The organism is Rahnella aceris (assembly GCF_011684115.1).
GTDB lineage: Bacteria > Pseudomonadota > Gammaproteobacteria > Enterobacterales > Enterobacteriaceae > Rahnella > Rahnella aceris.
On sequence record NZ_JAADJV010000001.1, the window covers coordinates 1516802 to 1534574 of the forward strand.

Genomic DNA, 17773 nt, shown 5'->3' on the forward strand with positions numbered 1-17773 from the left:
GTCACTGCGGAGCACATAAACTTCACCCATAAAACCTAATCAACATGTTTCAAACTATCGGGGTTTTGAATCGGGTCACATCACGTACGGGTGGCATGCCAAACATACGCGCATATTCCCGGCTGAACTGGGAGGCACTTTCATAACCGACGGAGAAGGCCACAGCAGCCGCTGCGTCTGGCTCGAATATGAGCTGCCGCCGAGCCTTCAAAAGTCTAAGCTTTTTCTGGTACTGGATCGGCGTCATGGCGGTAACTGCTTTGAAATGGCGATACAAAGCGGCAACGCTCATCCCAGCCAGAGCCGCCAGATCTTCCACGAGGAAAGGTTCGGTAAAGTGCACGCGTATCCAGTCGATCGCCCGACGAACCTGTGACAATCCACTATCAGCATGCGCGATTTGCCTGAGCATATTGCCGTGTGGACCTTGAAAAACCCGAAAGAGTATTTCCCGTTCGATCATCGGCGCCAAAATCCCCGCTTCGTCCGGGCGATCAACTAGCCGCATCATCCGGAGCCAGGCGTCCATCATTTCCGGGGACGCGGCAGTAGCCGAGAAATCGGGTTCACGCAGGGTTGGCCGGGTATCGCAAAGGTCACCGAACATAGTCGCGATAACCACAGGGTCTAAAGTCAAGCCAACAGCCAGAAAAGGCCGGTTCGGGGCATCAGAATGAATCTGTCCTATAGCTGGTACGTCGATTGGGATAAGCGTATAGGACGCTGGTTCGAACCAAAGAACCTGATTGCCAATGGACAGGTTTTTAGTGCCCTGTAAGACCAGATGGAGCATCGGTTCATACACCTGGTCCGAGCAAGCCTCTGCTCTGACCATCTTTACGCGGGGAATACCGGTAGCGGTCCATTCATTTTCAGCACGCATCACTAAGTCGCGCAATTCGTTCATTGTATCAGTCATGTCGTCCAATATACGCCAACGCTTCTGCGCTGCAATCAAACGAGAAGAATAGGCAACGATATGCGAAGATCAGGCACGCCTATGAGCGAGTGACCGCCTTAAGATAACGCTTGTCAACCGAGGTGATTCGCCTCAGGCACATACGTTAAACAAGAGGTTACCAAATGAAGTTACCTGGAAAAGTCGCCGTTGTAACGGGCGCGTCAAGCGGTATTGGCGCTGGCATTGCAAACGCACTCGGCGCAGAGGGTGCCACTGTCATCGTGAACTATGCCAGTAGCGAAAAGAGTGCCAACACCGTCGTCGCGTCAATAGAGGCTGCGGGAGGAAAAGCATTTGCCGTGCAAGCGGATATGAGCAAGTCGGCAGACGTCGTCCGTTTGTTTGACAAGGTTAAGGCGGACCATGGCAAGCTGGACGTTTTGGTCAACAATGCTGGCGTCGCCGTATTCGAAATGATCTCCGATATGACGGAAGATGCGTTCCACAAGCAATTCAACGTCAATGTTTTGGGCTACTTTCTGGCAATCAGGGAGGCGGTAAAACATTTTGGTGATGCGGGTGGTAGCATCATAAACATTAGTTCCATTCTGAGCACCGACCCTTACCTTGCCTCTAGTGTCTATTCAGCAACCAAAGGGGCGGTCGACACAATGACATTTGCACTGGCTCGTGAGCTAGGACCACGCGGCATTCGCGTAAACTCAATTTTGCCTGGTCATACCAACACACCGGCAACCGACGGAAATTTCGCGGGAGAACTCGGGGTGAAGCTGCTTGCAGGAACACCATTGGGTCGCTTCGGCGAACCCAGCGATATCGCACCCGTCGCCGTTTTTCTCGCATCTGCAGACTCACATTGGGTAACAGGCGAATCCATCCGGGCTGCGGGTGGTGTGCGCGGTGTGGGCTACTAATCCTTGAATTTAAGCCGCCTATACGGTGGCTTTCAACGTTTGAGTGACTTCTGAAATCTCCTTCTTTCCAATCAACCCCCCGAATCTCAATTCAGTTTCTGGAAGATCCCCATACCTTTAACGCTTCAGAGCGTTGCCCCTTTGTCGGGGCGACGCTCGCTTGGTTTAGTGATGGTTCTCGCGGCACAATACCTGTGCGCAATGGACCTGCTGATGTTAGCAACGTCCGCTCCTGGCACAAAGCAGCCCGACGCGGACGGACTGTCCGCTGTGAGCGAGGCGCTGACCCCGGCTTATTAAAACGAATGTCTGCGCTTCCACTCATTTACAACATCACCCAAAGTTTTTGGATCATCATTACGTATCCACATCATAAATTCACGATCGAATCGAAAATCTTCGCCACACTCCTTAATCATGAAACGACGAACGTTTTGCGTATTTTTGTAGTTTTTATCAATGCTAGTGGCACTGGTCAGTAATGAGCTATGCCAATCAATTTTCAATTTACTCACTCCTATGATGAAGAGGTTGATTAGAAATTAGGATACTAAATGGGCTTAAAGATATGTTTAAGTGAAAGAATAAGCTTGTTTTGAAGTTAATTGCTATCAACTCAGTATTTCTGCCACTCTTTGGCCGAAGGTTGTGGGATCCTGTAACATCATGAGATGACCCGTTGAAGGCATGACAGTGACACTTTTCGCGTGCTGAGTTGCCCAGTCGGGAACATCCCAGCCACTCGCTGAATGTTCACCCGCCAGTAAATGCACAGGGACAGAAGTAAACACGGTTTTGACCAGAGTTTGATAGCCAGGGTCCCCGGTGACCTCGACAACTGACCGGGCCATGGCAAGCAGCGTTGAAGCTGGCTGATGTTTAAGCCAGATTGTCGCGATTTGTATTTTGTCAGACTGCGGATCGATTCCGGAGCCCTCCAGCCAGGTTTCTGGCGAACCTTGCATCTCCGCCAACATGGATTCGACTTGCGTTAATGTCATTTTCGCGATGGTGGATGTCCAGAACGCATCTTTAAGAGAGAAGTTGCCTTCTACACTGACAATCTCCTTAACGCATTCGGGATATTTATGCGCAAACGCGTAGGCCACAGCGCCCCCGACAGAATGACCCACAAGGCTCACGGCGGATCCCTGATATTCGGCCTGGATCACCTCATAAATCCGTTTCACCTGCCCCCAGATGTTTATTTTCTCTACAGGTATATCGCTGCGTGCGCCGTAGCCGTTAAGGTCAGGAGCAATAACGGGCCGATCGCCCAGCGGTCTGTGAAATTTCGGATCATTCAAAGTACCTATTAAGCCGTTGATAAATATGACAGGCGTGTTGGACGAATTGTTCATTTAGCTTTCCGTAACAGGTGTGGCGTGAATTTTTTGTGTTTAACGAGCCTTTAAGTGGATTTATTTATATCCGCAGGCGCTTATGGACATGCCAATAAGCTCTTTTAACCATGCACGCCCCTGAGGCCAGTCACCGAGTCCGCTGGCTGCGTTGATATGCCCTCGCTCACCGATATTGACCAGACTACTGCCCCAGGCATCGGCACAGCACTGGCTGTAATGGATATCGGCATAAGGGTCATTGGAACTGGCAATCATCATGCTCGGAAATGCGAAACGCTTTTCACTCCGGGGAACACTAAACCCCTTAGCCTCTTCTGGAAACACATCGCGTGTGGGATCGGGTACCGCGACCAGCAACGCGCCTCTCACCACCGTGCGGCTATATTGTGCCCAGTTTGCAACCTGCAGGCAGCCAAGACTATGGGCGACTAAAATGACGTCTGGCCCGGTCTTTCTGACGGCAGTTTCTAAATTTTCGACCCACTCTTCGCAAACCGGATGATCCCAGTCTTGTCCCGAAATGAGGGTCATTGACGCGTCAGTTTGTGTCCATAGCGTTTGCCAGTGTCCTGAGCCCGAGTTGCCAATTCCCGGAAGAAGCAATATTGGAGATGTCATGTCTTGATTCCCAAAGAGGTGTTCACATAATGTAGGCGAATGACACATCGTTCCTGAATGGCAAGTCATCGAAATACAGCCCGATTAACCGATGATTCATCTACATTTTGAGCAAAGGATTAGCATGGAGCTTGACAACAAAGACCGGCAAATTTTGGAAGCACTTCAAATGAACGCACGTCAGAGTCTGGCCTCTCTGGGCAAATGCATTGGCCTTTCGCAGCCAGCGATGAGCGAACGGGTCAAAAAACTCGAAAGTGCAGGCGTCATTGAAGGATACGGCGCACGCGTCAATTTGCGAGAGATTGGACTGGGATTACAGGCGATCCTGCGAGTACGCACAACCCACCAATACATCAAACACTATCTGGCGTTATTTAACGATATCCCTGAGGTGATAGAAGCTGACAGGATCACAGGAGAGGACTGCTTCATCGTGCGTTGTGTTTTTTCTCAACCGGCTGATTTGGAAGCCGTTGTCGATGCCCTGGCGGTTCATGGTTCAGTGACCACATCGTTAGTTCTGTCTAACGCAGTGCGTAAACAGGTGCCTGTGCGCCCGGGGTGACCGGCTCACATTTGATCGACATGGCAGGATATTAGCAAGGTCCGATTTAGGCACCAAGCTGCTGTAGGTGAGGCCCATCAGGCTGCTGAGAGCGAACAGCAGACGTTCGCAGTTGTTCTCATTACTGATGAAGGCATTACTTAAATCGCGGTGTGTAAATCAACGGGGGATTAAGTCATATGGCCTGAGATGCTTCACGGTATTGACGAGAGTGTCGTTCTAGCAAGATCTATCGCCGTCAGCCCAGCGCTTGATATCACTTATATTTGGCGACCTGATGCCCACACTCAAGATGTTCTTGGTTGTGTATAGGCTGACCTGTGCTTTGTCCCCATCATGTCTTTCTATTTCAATTAGCGTGTTGTTAATCAACAGTCCCTGCGCAAGGAGCTTTTGATTGATCTCACCTTCATTGCGCTCACCGTCAAACTCGCTTAATACGATGACCGGATTTCCTGAATATGCCTCATATTCCAGGCACTGCCTTGCCATGTGCCTTAAGGTTCGATAGGTATCGGAGGGCTCCGTCTTGCTCGTGAAGCTGCCGTCATAGGATGATTGACTGCTTTTTAATTCGCTGACGGTTATGGCGCACCCGCTGATTGAGATAGAAAATAATAGTGTAGACAGCGTCAAATATTTCAATTTCAACTCCATTGTTCTGACAGAGGCCCTCCGCTGGGCTGGTATCAAAATCATGTTTTCTTTCAGGCGGACTTGTGGTTTGGAAAGTCAACAGTAACCATGAGCCCACCTTCTGCAGACGTACTCAGGCATACGCTGCTGTTGTGTTGCTGCGCAACCGCTTTGACTATGGCAAGCCCCAGTCCACTCCCGCTTTGTATCTGATTGGGATCGCGAAAAAACCTATCGAACACGCGCTCCCTCAATTCAAATGGAATGCCGGGCCCTGCATCTGAAACACGCAGCTGAGTAGATTTATCAAGTGATCGTACATCTACCTCAACCCGTCCGCCCTCAGGGCTGTACTTCACGGCATTTTCAATTAAATTATCAATCAGCGACATCAGGCGTTCCCTGACGCCTGTGATCCAGACTTCATCATCAGAGTAGAATTCGAGCTCAATCCTGCGCTCAGCCGCCAGCGGTGCCAGTGCAGCCATTCGCTCTTGTATGAGCGTTGTCAGCGGCACAGGCTCCATAACAGTGTCAATACGCACTTCGCTGTGCATCATCAGTAGCAACTGATTGACAAGACGCGCTGCACGGCTATTGCTGCGAATAATCCCTGCCAGCAACTCCTGTTGATTATTACTGCTTACATAGGACTGCAACGCCTCCACATTGATTCGCATCGCAGCCAGGGGGGTACGCAGTTCGTGAGCGGCATCTGCAATGAAAACCCGTTCCCTATCAGAACTCTCTTGTACCCTGGCAAGAAATAGATTAGTAGCGTCCACCATTTGGCGAAGCTCCATGTGCTTTGGCACTTCTTTTAAGGGAGAGAGATCTTCTGAAGTTCGTAAGGAAATTTCATTTATCACCTTGTTCCAGGGTCGCATTGCAATACGGATTGACAGCCACGCGGGAAACAAAAGAAAAGGAATGCACACCAGTAGCGGCAATATGTAGTATCCACGCGAGTTCAGGTATATAAAAAAGTTCCAGCCTCCGGCAGGCGTGACAAGTGTTACCTCCGCATCGGATCTCCCGGACTTGAGAGTACGGCTAGTCCAGGTGCGACCTTCACTCTGAATGCTCTGAATTTTCCCATACAGGGTGTTTGTCACCCCTGACGGAGCGCCATCAGATGAATAAATTATCTCTTTATTCTTCCGAACGATTAGGCTGATTGACAGTTTCGGATCTTCACCTCCGCCATAACCTTCCCGCAACGCGGTGCTGAACTTTTCCAGCACCGCGTTGCGATCCTGCGGGCGATCATCCATACGATCAACCAATGTAAGAATGGTTTCGTAGGTATTGCTGCCCGTTAGCATCGGGGGGCTACGCAAGTTCTCCCACAAAATGTAGGTCAGAAAAAGACACCAAAGCAGTGTAAGCAGTAGCATCTGGGCGATCATAATTCGCCGTACGAGCGTTGGAGTTCTCAGGTGGCGCCAAAAATTTCGCATCAACCAGCCCCTTTCTGAATCGGTACGGTATCAATGACATACCCTACGCCCCTCACCGTTCGGACATAACCGTCGCCGATTTTGCGACGTAAATTACCCATATGCACATCGAGTGCATTGCTCATATTTTCTTTTGCGCCGAATATCCTTTCTTCCAGAAACCTTCGTGTAAGCACGCGATCAGTGCGCATCATTAAAGTTTCAAGCAGCGCGTATTCACTTGCCGTCAACTCAACATTCCGCGCGCTCACTGTCACGCGACGAGTCGGCACGTGGAGAGATAACCCACGAATTTCTATCACCTCATTCTCAAAACCGTAACTGCGTCGCGCAAGTGCTCTTACCCTGGCCAACAACTCGGCGAGAACAAAAGGTTTGACGAGATAGTCGTCAGCACCGGCATCCAGCCCGCACAGGCGATCCTGCAGGGTGCCTCGCGCGGTCAGAATGATGACGGGGATCCCCTTGAGCTGCTGGCGCAAGTACGCCATCAGGCTCATGCCATCGCCGTCGGGCAGTCCGAGGTCGAGCAACACAAGTTCCGGCACGCAGGCATCGAGTTGATGCAGCGCATCCACTTTGCGGCGAACCCATATGACATCTAATCCTTGATCTGCAAGGGCAATACGTACGCCGTTGCCGAGATCCAGGTCGTCTTCGATGAGGAGAATTTTCACAATAGTTACGTTATCAACAGTGAATGAAGAACGTCTGAAGAAAAAAACGGTATCAGGAAATTTATCAGGTTTGTGTCACCGGTACGTGCTTAAGTATTTCTTCATTTTTAGCTCATGAGAACTTTAGGGTGCGTATTCAAACTGAGCGTTCTGGCGTTTAAAACCCGCTTGTATCGTAATCGTTTGAATCCATAAGGACTTCTTTAATGAGCAACTTCGAACTGCGTCATAAGTTCCCCTATTCACTCTCAGGACGCACCCTGATAAAAATGCTGCCGGGCGCGCTGCTGGCGTTACTGGCCACCCCAACACTTGCGGCAGAACCACAACAGGGTAACGCCTTAACGTTGGGAGGAGGCGTGGATGTTACGCCACTTTATTCTGGTTCGGATGAAAACCGCGTCACGACAGCCCTGGTGCTTGATTACTCGATGCATAATGGGTTCTTCGTGAGTACCACGCGGGGTATCGGTTACGGCAACAGCACCGGCAAGCTGGATTACAGTACTGCGCTGAGCTATCGCGCAGGCCGTAAGGATCATGACGTGGACAGCGACTCACTGAGCGATGGCAGTGACGACTTGCGGGGTATGGGCGATATCAAAGGCTCGGCTATCGGGGCATTGGGTCTGGGGTATAAGGTCACCGACTGGCTTCATTTGCAATTGCAGGCTGAGGTGCCGTTTTCTCAGCGGGACAATGGCGCGGCCCTGCATTTCGGCATTATCAGCCCGCTTTATAGCTCATCGGAAAATACCGTGACGATGGCGCTGACCAGCAGTTGGGGAACAGGCAACTATATGCAAACTTACTACGGGGTAAGTTCATCACAGTCAGCCGCATCGGGGTTTAGTCAATATGATGCCGGTTCCGGGATTTATGCCTATTCACTGAATATGGACTGGACACACAAGTTCAACCAAGACTGGAGCGTGGTTGCCGCAACAGGCTTTACGCAGTTGGCTGGTGATGCACGCAACAGCCCGATTGTTCAACGAAAAGCATCGCCCACTGGAAGCTTGAAAGTGACATATAGCTTCTGAACGTAGTTCGATTGCACTGTCAATAAATACACACTCGATCCGCCCCGATACAGATGATGGGGCGGTACTCACAAAGGACGTAAGGATTTCACTTAAAGAAAGCTCAAGCATTGTTGTTTCTCCTAATTACAGTAACTGGCAAAAATAACGTGCTTATTTCTCATGGAGAGAACCCATTGAGAAGCTGAAATGGCGTAGTGAATGTTTTTTATACCAAATTTTTCCAAGTCTTCCGGAGGGTATGAAAACCATTTCTCCGGAAATCTTTCTTTATAGTCATCTTTTAATTGCGGACAAAATGACACCCTGATGTTCACACCAATTCTTCTATAGAATGCAATGTCATCATTTTTTAATTTTTTAAATTCCTGAAGTATAAAAAAATCATCTTTAGAAATATTTCCTGATACTGTTACTTCTCTCTCAGGGCCGTTGACACCACCATGCCACAGAAGATATGAATTATTACCTAGATATTTATTCTTCCCGGCCGGGAAAATATAGTTAGCACAGGCAGAAGCGCAAACACTACGTACATCAACACTGAGGCCATTTTTGTAGATGTAGTCACCTATCTCCATAGCATTTCTGGCATCACCACCAATGCTATTTATAGATATTTTTTTGATGTCATGATTTATGGTTAGATTCAAAACAGCAACGTAAGAAGTGTCTGTAATTTTTCCATTATAATAAAGCACATCCCCCCTGCTATATATTTCAGGAGGATCTAAAAGAGCCTTCACGTCCGGGAGATCGATCTCCTCATATGCTCCACATGGTGCCGGGGAAAATAAAAAGACAATCAAAAATGCTGAAGCCATCACTTGATGATTAAAAATGGAAAAAATACTAAAATGGACATGTCTCATTATTTTGAATTCCTTTTCACAACATAAATGGAAAATTAAATATGCAAATCATTTTGACACGTATTTTTTTGTTTCTTTACGGCAGGAGGATAGCCACATTTTCTTTGTGTAATGTATTCTCTAAAATCGCCTGCTTTAAGTAAACAAATGTAAGTGAATGTGTTTTTCATCAATTTTTTTGAATAAAAAACTAAAGTGATTGCACAGAACTATGAGCGCAAACAGTCACTCGGCTACTCAGCCCTGAAGGGTTGCTTACCGGATTTACTTTCACCCCCTGGCTCCGGGGTTAATCAATGTCCGCTTTAGGCACCAAACTGCTGTAGGTGAAGCCCATCAGGCTGCTTCGAGCGAACAGCTGACAAAAGGCCCAATGACGAAACGTCGTAGACAAGCGGCTGCACAAAAGATCCAGATGCATCCCGTCAGTCCAACAATACGGCAGGTTCGTCTTTCCTGAGTTACATCAACTCTGCTGGAGATTTGTCATGCAAATAAGATGCAGAGCTCGTTTTATGAGCATGTCGAGTATTATTCTGTGAACAATTCTCAGGAGGTAAAAATATGAAAAAGCTTCTGATATGTTGTTTGTTTGGTAATACAGCAAATTCTCTCGCCAAAAGGATGCAGTTGCTGGCAGAAAAAAAGGACTACAATCTCATTATTAGCGCTGTGGGTCTGGATAATTTTGCCAGTGTAGCTCCCGCTTTCGACGGTTTTCTGATTGCGCCACACATTCAGTACAAGGTCTCCGAGATTGAAAAAATTGTCGGGGACTCTCGTTCAATTGCAATTATTGAAAGTCTGCCCTATGCGTCACTCAACGCGGAGAAAGTTTTAGCGTTTGTGATGGAACAGATGCAGGACCGCAGATAGCATCCAGAACCTTCACAATGATGCTACCAGGTGGGGAGACTGTTCTTGCTAAAGAGCATTTCTTTATTATTAATACAAATAAATCAGATATTGATCGCTCAAGGTGGAGTAGCAACGAAAAAAATGTTATTCGCGATCATTACTGGTGGACAATAGAAGAGCTCAGACATACCGATGAAATAATCTTCCCACTCGATTTGATCATTAACATACTTGAAAGCAAGTTAACCGACTCCCTAGTATTTAATGTATCGAAAATACCTTGATTTCCGCCTCTGGCACAGGGCTGCTGTCGCAGCCCCTGATAGCCTCAAACCTCTGGTGATTCATGTGCCTTGAACAAAGAGAGAGCTGTTTACAGGGACTTCCCCTTTCGTGCCAGGAAGTACATAATTGATTGATATTTAAACAGCACATGGCGTCTTTATGGATCTCTTCTGAAGTGCGGGGTAACGCTGTATGAATGTGCCGCAAACAAAATCTGAATTGCTTTTAGCAATCGATAAAAATTTCAATAAATTAATCAGTTATCTTAATGCCATCCCCCCCGAACTCACCTTAGATAACTCAATGGATGGACACTGCAAGGGCACGGAAATGAGTGTTCGCGATCTGGTTTCCTATCTGCTCGGGTGGAACACTCTGGTTGTAAAGTGGATCACTTCCGACGGGAAAGGATTGCCTGTTAATTTTCCAGAAACCGGTTTTAAGTGGAATCAACTTGGGCTTCTGGCGCAAAAATTTTACTCTGATTATAGCGAATTGGATTATAACGCGTTAATTACTGAGCTCGAGGAAGTAAAAGATGAAATAGTGAAACTTATTGATGGGCTCACTGATGACGCTTTGTATGCTAAACCATGGTACACAAAATGGACTATGGGGCGAATGATCTCATTTAACACATCATCTCCCTATGCCAATGCTAATGGCAGATTAAGGAAATGGGCGAAAAATAATAGTATCAGCTTAAAATAAAAAAACTCTGTGAATTTGTCACCTTTACTTTGATGAAAATGCCAGGAGATTAATAATGCTGATCTACAACGTTTTTGGACGACACCTTGGGATCAAACGTGAGGGGGAGCGCTGGCTTGTATTCCGCGCAGACCTGACAGAGCGAAAATTTTCCCGGCTTTACGACATCGCAATTCCGAACGATCTGACAGAGGCAGAAATTCCAGGTTGGCTTGATGACATTTTACATGAGGCGGCAACAGAGCGTCATCCGGAGGTGAAGCGTGTCGAATAAGAAATCTGGCTTGCATGCGTAAGTATCCCGCTTAACCGGAGCATTCACTAATAGAGATATTTTGTCACGCCATCCGGACATCGCCTCCTCACCATCGACAACTAATACGCTGTGCTGCTTGTCATGTCCGCCTCCGGCACAGTGAGAAGCGGACATCGTTTTTCGGTCAGGATACCTGCTATGATAATTTTTTGATGAAAAGGCATTCAATTGACAGAAATAGGCGAAGGTAATAAAAGGGAGGTGTGATGTTTACCCCAGAGTTTATTAATGATGAACATGGAGAGTTTCTACTTGTAGCCAGCCACAGCCTGGCATCCCCGGAATCTATAAGACTCAGTATTGCGTACAATATTGCCAGAATATCTTACGGACTATCACAGCTTCCATCGCACATTCGAACTTGCCGGGTCGTCTATGATATTAGAGGACAATCAATCCCTGACCAGGTCCTGGTAGTTTTTATCAATGCTAGTGGCACTGGTCAGTAATGAGCTATGCCAATCAATTTTCAATTTACTCACTCCTATGATGAAGAGGTTGATTAGAAATTAGGATACTAACTAGCATCAAATGCCGAAATTCTGCAACGTCGGCTTTTGGCACAAACCGGCCCATTACGTTGGAAACGTCGGCTCTGAGCGAGATATAGACTTTCATGCCCTGAAAGCATTGGTTCGGATTTGTCGAAATCGAAGTCAGCAGTGCAATGTAAAATCCCAACAGCCATGGCTGCTAGCCAAGGTCGTGGAAATCAAAGACGTTTACTTTCGCTATTGGCAAAGGAAATAAAGGGGCATTATTCTTCCGCAAAGAGGAGCCCTTGCTGCTGGCGAATTCCAAAATGTTGCTCTAAGGCTTTCCACCCCGACACGGTGACATTCAACGCCCTTGATTTACTCGAGCAGTTCAGCCACTTCCACGCGATAAAAGCCTCCAGCAGAGCGGAACCAAGAGGTCCTGCGAGGTGATACTGTCGCTCGGTCCAGTCGAGGCACATTCGGTTATTTCCTGCGCGATCTGCACTGATTTCCACGCCTTGCTGTTCAAACCAGAGATGCCCCTGAACAGTCAGTACGTACTGTCGATCTTCTTGCATGGCAATCAGTCCCCGGTTGAGCATCCCCTGTGAAATGACCACGCCGATTTGCCCGGCTAAATGATCGTAACAACAGCGCGCAAAACGAAGCGCCTTCGCTGAAGGATTCGGTGTAGTTTGCCACTGAGAAGTGACTGGCCCGACAGAGGCCAGATTTTCTAAGAGCTGGGAAACATGCGGCCCGGCTAAGCGATAATAACGATAGCGCCCCACAGACTCTACGGTAATCAGCCCGCCATCACGCAGTTTTGCGAGATGAAAACTGGCGGTCTGCGCTGTAATGCTGGCCGCCTCGGCCAGAGCGCTGGCAGAAAGCGCTTCGCCACCAGACAGGTTAATTAGCATTATCGAACGCACCGGCTCGGCGATGAGATGTGCCACGACTGAAATATGAAATTGGTTCATTCTGCGCGCCATTGAAAGTGAAGTCAGTGTTTACCAGAGAGTTGATAGTTCGATACGGCTCGAACCATTATTTAGCGTGCGCAAGGTATAGTCAATGAATCCCCTATTCGGACAATTGCCTCTACCAATGAACAACTCTTCTACGGCTCAAAAATGGTTGTTAACTGCAACCAGTATCAGTTACATCATCGTGATTCTTGATACCTCGATTGTGAACGTTGCACTTGCACCGCTGGCAGCCGCTCTGCACTCGACTATTAGCGGACTACAATGGGTCGTCAGTTCCTACACCGTCACTTTCGCCAGTTTGCTGCTCAGCGGTGGTGCTTTGGGTGACAAACTGGGGGCAAAAAACGTTTATCTGACTGGCCTCCTGCTGTTTGCACTTGCTTCGGCGGGATGCGGCTTTTCATCAACATTGTCCTCTATGATCTTTTCGAGGATATTGCAGGGCATCGGTGCAGCCTTGCTGGTCCCCGCCTCTCTTGCTTTGATAAACAGTGAGTTTCCACAGTCTCAGGAGCGCGCTAAAGCCATAGGTATCTGGGCCGGATGCGGTGGAATTGCGATGGCTGCCGGCCCGTTATTTGGCGGATTGCTGATCCAACTCTTAGGCTGGCGAAGTATTTTCCTGGTCAATGTTCCAATCGCACTGATCGGGATTGTGCTGGCAACGCGCATTCCTGCGATAAAAATCTCTGCCAACGAGAGAACGATGGACATTGCAGGGCAGTTATTCGCCATTATCGCGCTGGGCTCGTCTATTGCCGTACTGATTGAAGGGGGCCATCGAGGATGGCTTGACCCGTGGATTTGCGGAGGATTACTGGTGGCGGTCATGGCCTGGGGGCTTTTCATCTTTACCGAGCGCACAATCAGCCAGCCGATGCTGCCGATGACGCTATTTCGTCTTGCTGATTTTTCGGCCTCGGTCACCGTCTCGCTTATTTCAGGGTTAGTGTTTTACGGGCTGTTTTTCCTGCTCAGCCTGTACTTCGAAACCGTGCGCGGCTGGTCATCGCTGGACGCGGGTCTCGCTTTTCTTCCCTTGACCTTGCTGGTCACGTTGGGCAGTTTTAGCGCCGGAAAACTTAACCGCCTGTTTGGCCCCTTTTGGCTGATAGCAGGCTGCTGCGGACTCTACGTCGCCGGATTCGCAGGATTATTGATATTAAGAGAAAATGCACCCTATTGGCGGGTGGCGGTTTGCTTTCCGGCTCTCGGTCTTGCCGCAGGAGTTATTACACCGGTCGCCACGGCAGCTGTCATGGGCTCAATAGTCAAAGAGCAGGCGGGAATTGTCGCCGGGGTACTCAACGCCAGCCGACAAACGGGAGCAGCGCTGGGAGTCGCCATCTTTGGCGGATTACTTAGCGCTGTAAAACCTCTCGCTGCGGGTATTTACGTTGCCGTCTGCCTCGGCATAGCCTTCTCAATGCTCGGCGGTCTGTTATGGATCATCATCCTAAGCAGGAATTCAACACATAAAAAGAATACGCCGTGAAAGCGTGGTCAGATTGCTGACGAACCCCGTCTTTCTTGTGAGCTTGATTAAGTGATTTGCGAGCGCGATGAGTGGACATTCAAGGAGCTCAGATACACCAGTGGTACAGTCTTCTGACGCGATGTGATGAGCACATACTTATGCAAAACTGGTGCACAGTAATGTACTTATATTTCCGCTTCTGCCACTCAGTTGCCCTAACAGTAAAGAGGGCAACTGTGAGCGAGAAGGCGACATTCGCTTTAAAGGTCACTTCATCCGTATGACAGAAAACCTCTAAAAAGCGGATTGAACGATTATGCGGGATTCTTACAGGAGCAAAAGAACCATGCAGTTTATTTTCCTGATAATCTCGTTCGCATCTGGGCAACGTACCTTGGTTCATCCGTTCCCGCCGTCCCCTCCATTTGCCCCGGGAGAACCATCAACCAGAACGAACCCATTAACGTTGTGTTGCGTTGATGGCCATTTGGACGATGCGTCCGCATGGGCGAACGATGTTGACGCCAAGTAAACGAGAGCTGTAAATATATAGATTAGTTTCAGACGCATAAGCAGCACCTTTTTGGAAAAACACTATTCGCCTGAGAGCGCTTACCTTAATTGCTACATGGGACGGCCGCGCCGCCTTTACCAGCCGCACCGCCTTTACCGCCTTTACCACCCTGCCCATTGTTACCATCCTTACCTGGCTGCCCATCTTTACCAGAATGCCCGCATTTTACCGTCACTACCTTAAGGGAACTGGCCTGGTCTGCTGACACAGGGATTGTAGCTGTACTGTTCGGCGTTATCGCATTTTCAGCATGTACTACACCCGACAAGCAAAACTCAGTACAAAACAAAAATGCTACTAATTTAAGATTCATATTCACAAAGAAGTCTCCTCAACTGCGTGTTATAAAAACTGCCAGATCGTGTGATCTGGCAGTATGGGATTTATATGATCTTAGTCGCCACCCGCTCCGCCATCGCCTGCAAGAATAATCAGATGGTCAACAGAAGATGTATTGAAGTGGTGGAGTGGTTCCGCTGCTCTGGATAAACCCGTAAAGGAGATAAATAACAACGCTGCAATTCTACTTACTTTCATAATTAAAACCTCATTGTCAAAAGTTGGGGTTATTATTTCTGGTAAAAGAATGCCTAATGATCTTGCAAAATAAATATAGCAACCGACTTGTAATATCTTTATTTAATAATGTAATACTATATTTCCTTTCAACTTTTTTATTGTTGTTGAGCAGGTGATTTCTTTTCGATTTTTATTTTTTGTTTATGTATTGTTTATGTGGGCAGTTAAATAATCTTTTTCCAACCCGTTCTTCCAGTTATTGTAAAAGCTAAATTCAATATGGAGATTGATTGCTTTGTCAAAAAAACTTAATAAACATAAAGGGAAATGATTACGTGTGAATTTAAAATCAGCAGTTATGAGATTCAACGCAAATGATCTAACTCTGCTCTTGTAGGGCCTGCCTGGAAAACGGACAACACCCTACGTTAAGCCTGTTTTTTAAGCAGGCATGACAGGCAACGTTGAGCGAGCAGCAGGCATGATACCCTCGGGATAGTTTGGAAACAGTGTTGTCCCATCCCCCGTTTTGGCTGATGCTTTCCTTAACAGAATGCTTTATGTTGGTCACACTCATCCTGCAGGGTATAACCATGATAACAGTAGAGAAATCAGATCCATTTTCTTCAGAATCTCATCGCTTAATCGAAATGCTGTCAGCAGAACTTGCCGCTATTACTGGTGATAATGGCAAAAGCAATTTCACCGTTGAAGCAATGAGTGATGACAAAGCTTTATGGGCATTAGCAAAGAATTCTCATGGCAAAGCTATAGGATGCGGTGCTATACGGCCATTAACGCAAAATATCGCCGAGCTTAAAAGAATGTTTTCAGACCGAAGTGTGTCAGGGATTGGCGGTGCCTTACTCACTTTTCTTGAAAAATCTGCAAAAGAGATGGGATATACAGAACTTAGGCTGGAAACCCGACACATGAACTATCGGGCTGTAAATTTCTACGAGAAAAATGGTTATATCCGTATTGAGAATTACGGCCCATACATAGGCAGGACTGAAGCTGTCTGTTTCTCAAAGCCATTGCGCTGATTGTATCTAGCGGATCTGACGTCCGCCTGGCACAAAGCTCCGCGCGATTATGCGCGGGAAGCGAACGTAAAGGTTTTCAGATGACAACGAGGGCGCTCCCCCGGCATAACGCCAAAAAAGCCAGCAAATGCGCTGGCCTGGTTTTTAGTGTATGTGCTTCCGGCGGGCTTACACCTTAAACATATCAGCACCAATATACTCGCCTTCCTTCGGTGCCGGTGGTACGAAGAAAATACCCGATCCGATATGTGAAATATATTCATTCATCGCGTCGGATGCGCCTAAACGGTTCTGAAGCGCTTCAAACTGCGCCGGATCTTTCTGATAGCTGATGAATAACAAACCGGCATCGAGCTGGGCCATATTATTCAGTCCGTCCGTGTAGTTATATGAACGACGCAGGATTTTAATCCCCCCATTATTTTCATGCGCGGCCAGGCTGATATGCGCAGTGGCCGGAATAATTAAGTTGCCGTCCGCAGCCGTTTTCTTAAAGTCCGGCGTATCAAACTCTCTGGTGCCGGTCAGCGGCGCGCCGGAGACTTTATGGCGGCCGAACACATTGTTCTGGTCGCTGACGCGGTCAGTATCCCAGCTTTCAATGTGCATCTTGATTTTGCGTACCACCTGATAGGTGCCCTGCTGCTGCCACGCAGGACCGCCATCGTTGATCCAGACATATTTGTCAAAATCTGCTTTTTCGGTGATGTTGCGGGTGCCGTCTTTAAAGCCGAATAAATTGCGCGGTGTGGACTGGCCTTTACCGGCTGACGCACGGCCAAAGCCCATGACCGTCCAGCGGGTCTGCGCAGCGCCGGTACTTTTGGCGATACGCGCCAAATCACGAATGGCGTGATAGGCCACCTGCGGATCATCCGCACAGGCCTGAAGCGAGAGGTCACCGCCGGTCACTTCAGGTTGTAAGTCATCGCTCGGGAGCTGCATCAGTTCACGCATCAGCAACGGTTTTTGTTTCACCAGTCCAAAGGTTTCGCTGAACACGCGCGGGCCGAGGCCAACGGTGACGGTCAGTGACGCCGGACCCAGATCTAACGCCTCGCCGGTATCCATTCCGACGCCACTGTTACGCAGAGGCTCAATCTGACCGATGGTGCCACCTTTCATCAGTTGGGCAATCGCCGATGACCAGCGCGCCAGCAACACCTGCAAATCCTGACGGCTGGTGGTGGTGAGATCAAACGTCATGTACATGATGTGGCGCTGAGGCTGCGTGCTGATCCCCGCCTGGCCGCCGGTGCCGTAAAAAAGGTGTTCACGTGAAAGATCGACCTTATCTTCCGGGTCACGGGCGGCGGTCTGTCCGTGCGCATGGCTGACCGCAGGAATGGCCAGCGCACTTGCGCCCGCCACTGCACCTTTGAGCAAATCACGCCGGGAGAACTTACCGGCCTCCCTGGCCGGTTGGTGTTTATCGCTCATTC

Annotated in this window: 19 protein-coding genes and 2 pseudogenes; 10 read left to right on the top strand and 11 right to left on the bottom strand. The window is 48.4% G+C overall.

What is annotated here, in order from left to right; translation table 11 throughout:
* Positions 1 to 49 precede the first annotated feature (49 nt).
* Positions 50 to 907, bottom strand: a complete 858-nt coding sequence (locus GW591_RS06740; protein WP_121019622.1) for an AraC family transcriptional regulator — start codon at positions 905 to 907, stop codon at positions 50 to 52.
* A 176-nt stretch (positions 908 to 1083) separates the two neighbouring features.
* On the opposite strand from GW591_RS06740, the gene GW591_RS06745 reads away from it, so the two are divergent.
* A complete protein-coding gene (locus GW591_RS06745; RefSeq protein WP_013575634.1) occupies positions 1084 to 1836 on the top strand; it encodes an SDR family NAD(P)-dependent oxidoreductase in 753 nt (250 codons plus the stop codon).
* 296 nt (positions 1837 to 2132) lie between these two features.
* Here the strand turns inward: GW591_RS06745 and GW591_RS06750 are convergent, their stop codons facing one another.
* From GW591_RS06750 to GW591_RS06760, 3 genes are all read right to left on the bottom strand, one after another.
* Positions 2133 to 2342, bottom strand: a complete 210-nt coding sequence (locus GW591_RS06750; RefSeq protein WP_013575635.1) for a DUF6434 domain-containing protein — start codon at positions 2340 to 2342, stop codon at positions 2133 to 2135.
* A 105-nt stretch (positions 2343 to 2447) separates the two neighbouring features.
* Positions 2448 to 3197 carry an alpha/beta fold hydrolase gene (locus GW591_RS06755; RefSeq protein WP_166860377.1) on the bottom strand — a complete coding sequence of 250 codons (750 nt, stop codon included), beginning with the start codon at positions 3195 to 3197 and terminating at the stop codon, positions 2448 to 2450.
* Between the two features lie 60 nt (positions 3198 to 3257).
* Positions 3258 to 3818 carry an RBBP9/YdeN family alpha/beta hydrolase gene (locus tag GW591_RS06760; RefSeq protein WP_013575637.1) on the bottom strand — a complete coding sequence of 187 codons (561 nt, stop codon included), beginning with the start codon at positions 3816 to 3818 and terminating at the stop codon, positions 3258 to 3260.
* 124 nt (positions 3819 to 3942) lie between these two features.
* Between GW591_RS06760 and GW591_RS06765 the strand changes: the two genes are divergently transcribed.
* Positions 3943 to 4386 carry an Lrp/AsnC family transcriptional regulator gene (locus GW591_RS06765; protein ID WP_013575638.1) on the top strand — a complete coding sequence of 148 codons (444 nt, stop codon included), beginning with the start codon at positions 3943 to 3945 and terminating at the stop codon, positions 4384 to 4386.
* Between the two features lie 219 nt (positions 4387 to 4605).
* Here the strand turns inward: GW591_RS06765 and GW591_RS06770 are convergent, their stop codons facing one another.
* From GW591_RS06770 to GW591_RS06780, 3 genes are read right to left on the bottom strand one after another with little or no spacing between them, the layout of a single operon-like run.
* The gene (locus GW591_RS06770) at positions 4606 to 5043 is read right to left on the bottom strand and encodes a hypothetical protein (protein WP_173362073.1); all 438 of its coding nucleotides are present in this window, start codon (positions 5041 to 5043) and stop codon (positions 4606 to 4608) included.
* A gap of 50 nt (positions 5044 to 5093) precedes the next feature.
* Positions 5094 to 6482 carry a sensor histidine kinase gene (locus GW591_RS06775; RefSeq protein ID WP_112152427.1) on the bottom strand — a complete coding sequence of 463 codons (1389 nt, stop codon included), beginning with the start codon at positions 6480 to 6482 and terminating at the stop codon, positions 5094 to 5096.
* Positions 6482 to 7159 (bottom strand): response regulator, encoded by a 678-nt coding sequence (locus GW591_RS06780; RefSeq protein ID WP_013575641.1) that lies wholly within the window; start codon positions 7157 to 7159, stop codon positions 6482 to 6484. The genes GW591_RS06775 and GW591_RS06780 overlap by 1 nt, the downstream gene beginning before the upstream one ends.
* A gap of 206 nt (positions 7160 to 7365) precedes the next feature.
* Between GW591_RS06780 and GW591_RS06785 the strand changes: the two genes are divergently transcribed.
* A complete protein-coding gene (locus tag GW591_RS06785; protein WP_013575642.1) occupies positions 7366 to 8202 on the top strand; it encodes a MipA/OmpV family protein in 837 nt (278 codons plus the stop codon).
* Positions 8203 to 8324: 122 nt separating this feature from the next.
* Here GW591_RS06785 and GW591_RS06790 read toward each other — a convergent pair whose 3' ends face one another.
* Positions 8325 to 9074 carry a hypothetical protein gene (locus GW591_RS06790; protein WP_166860380.1) on the bottom strand — a complete coding sequence of 250 codons (750 nt, stop codon included), beginning with the start codon at positions 9072 to 9074 and terminating at the stop codon, positions 8325 to 8327.
* Between the two features lie 218 nt (positions 9075 to 9292).
* On the opposite strand from GW591_RS06790, the pseudogene GW591_RS24070 reads away from it, so the two are divergent.
* From GW591_RS24070 to GW591_RS06815, 5 genes and pseudogenes are all read left to right on the top strand, one after another.
* Positions 9293 to 9367 (top strand): annotated as a pseudogene (locus GW591_RS24070) (glyoxalase); the annotation flags it as partial.
* 271 nt (positions 9368 to 9638) lie between these two features.
* The gene (locus tag GW591_RS06800) at positions 9639 to 9950 is read left to right on the top strand and encodes a PTS sugar transporter subunit IIB (protein ID WP_119261682.1); all 312 of its coding nucleotides are present in this window, start codon (positions 9639 to 9641) and stop codon (positions 9948 to 9950) included.
* A pseudogene (locus GW591_RS06805) lies at positions 9929 to 10216 on the top strand (DNA mismatch repair protein MutT); the annotation flags it as partial. The gene GW591_RS06800 and the pseudogene GW591_RS06805, both read left to right, overlap by 22 nt.
* A gap of 193 nt (positions 10217 to 10409) precedes the next feature.
* Positions 10410 to 10928: a ClbS/DfsB family four-helix bundle protein gene (locus GW591_RS06810; protein WP_013575644.1), complete on the top strand. Its 519-nt coding sequence runs from the start codon at positions 10410 to 10412 to the stop codon at positions 10926 to 10928.
* 55 nt (positions 10929 to 10983) lie between these two features.
* Positions 10984 to 11202, top strand: coding sequence for a DUF7661 family protein (locus GW591_RS06815; protein ID WP_013575645.1), 219 nt, complete (start codon positions 10984 to 10986; stop codon positions 11200 to 11202).
* A 799-nt stretch (positions 11203 to 12001) separates the two neighbouring features.
* On the opposite strand, the gene GW591_RS06820 is transcribed toward GW591_RS06815, so the two are convergent.
* A complete protein-coding gene (locus GW591_RS06820; RefSeq protein ID WP_015689970.1) occupies positions 12002 to 12706 on the bottom strand; it encodes an ArsR/SmtB family transcription factor in 705 nt (234 codons plus the stop codon).
* Positions 12707 to 12800: 94 nt separating this feature from the next.
* On the opposite strand from GW591_RS06820, the gene GW591_RS06825 reads away from it, so the two are divergent.
* The gene (locus tag GW591_RS06825) at positions 12801 to 14210 is read left to right on the top strand and encodes an MFS transporter (RefSeq protein ID WP_166860382.1); all 1410 of its coding nucleotides are present in this window, start codon (positions 12801 to 12803) and stop codon (positions 14208 to 14210) included.
* 599 nt (positions 14211 to 14809) lie between these two features.
* Here GW591_RS06825 and GW591_RS06830 read toward each other — a convergent pair.
* Positions 14810 to 15085 carry a hypothetical protein gene (locus GW591_RS06830; RefSeq protein WP_013575650.1) on the bottom strand — a complete coding sequence of 92 codons (276 nt, stop codon included), beginning with the start codon at positions 15083 to 15085 and terminating at the stop codon, positions 14810 to 14812.
* A gap of 793 nt (positions 15086 to 15878) precedes the next feature.
* Between GW591_RS06830 and GW591_RS06835 the strand changes: the two genes are divergently transcribed.
* Positions 15879 to 16331, top strand: coding sequence for a GNAT family N-acetyltransferase (locus GW591_RS06835; protein WP_013575652.1), 453 nt, complete (start codon positions 15879 to 15881; stop codon positions 16329 to 16331).
* A 168-nt stretch (positions 16332 to 16499) separates the two neighbouring features.
* Here the strand turns inward: GW591_RS06835 and efeB are convergent, their stop codons facing one another.
* Positions 16500 to 17771 carry an iron uptake transporter deferrochelatase/peroxidase subunit gene (efeB, locus tag GW591_RS06840; RefSeq protein WP_015689974.1) on the bottom strand — a complete coding sequence of 424 codons (1272 nt, stop codon included), beginning with the start codon at positions 17769 to 17771 and terminating at the stop codon, positions 16500 to 16502.
* Between the last annotated feature and the right edge of the window lie 2 nt (positions 17772 to 17773).

Excerpts from the sequence above, each read along its gene's own strand:
- GW591_RS06740 (WP_121019622.1), bottom strand. The coding sequence starts at position 907 with ATGAACGAATTGCGCGACTTAGTGATGCGTGCTGAAAATGAATGGACC.
- GW591_RS06745 (WP_013575634.1), top strand. The coding sequence starts at position 1,084 with ATGAAGTTACCTGGAAAAGTCGCCGTTGTAACGGGCGCGTCAAGCGGT.
- GW591_RS06755 (WP_166860377.1), bottom strand. The coding sequence starts at position 3,197 with ATGAACAATTCGTCCAACACGCCTGTCATATTTATCAACGGCTTAATA.
- GW591_RS06760 (WP_013575637.1), bottom strand. The coding sequence starts at position 3,818 with ATGACATCTCCAATATTGCTTCTTCCGGGAATTGGCAACTCGGGCTCA.
- GW591_RS06765 (WP_013575638.1), top strand. The coding sequence starts at position 3,943 with ATGGAGCTTGACAACAAAGACCGGCAAATTTTGGAAGCACTTCAAATG.
- GW591_RS06770 (WP_173362073.1), bottom strand. The coding sequence starts at position 5,043 with ATGGAGTTGAAATTGAAATATTTGACGCTGTCTACACTATTATTTTCT.
- GW591_RS06775 (WP_112152427.1), bottom strand. The coding sequence starts at position 6,482 with ATGCGAAATTTTTGGCGCCACCTGAGAACTCCAACGCTCGTACGGCGA.
- GW591_RS06785 (WP_013575642.1), top strand. The coding sequence starts at position 7,366 with ATGAGCAACTTCGAACTGCGTCATAAGTTCCCCTATTCACTCTCAGGA.
- GW591_RS06790 (WP_166860380.1), bottom strand. The coding sequence starts at position 9,074 with ATGAGACATGTCCATTTTAGTATTTTTTCCATTTTTAATCATCAAGTG.
- GW591_RS06800 (WP_119261682.1), top strand. The coding sequence starts at position 9,639 with ATGAAAAAGCTTCTGATATGTTGTTTGTTTGGTAATACAGCAAATTCT.
- GW591_RS06810 (WP_013575644.1), top strand. The coding sequence starts at position 10,410 with ATGAATGTGCCGCAAACAAAATCTGAATTGCTTTTAGCAATCGATAAA.
- GW591_RS06815 (WP_013575645.1), top strand. The coding sequence starts at position 10,984 with ATGCTGATCTACAACGTTTTTGGACGACACCTTGGGATCAAACGTGAG.
- GW591_RS06820 (WP_015689970.1), bottom strand. The coding sequence starts at position 12,706 with ATGAACCAATTTCATATTTCAGTCGTGGCACATCTCATCGCCGAGCCG.
- GW591_RS06825 (WP_166860382.1), top strand. The coding sequence starts at position 12,801 with ATGAATCCCCTATTCGGACAATTGCCTCTACCAATGAACAACTCTTCT.
- GW591_RS06835 (WP_013575652.1), top strand. The coding sequence starts at position 15,879 with ATGATAACAGTAGAGAAATCAGATCCATTTTCTTCAGAATCTCATCGC.
- efeB (WP_015689974.1), bottom strand. The coding sequence starts at position 17,771 with ATGAGCGATAAACACCAACCGGCCAGGGAGGCCGGTAAGTTCTCCCGG.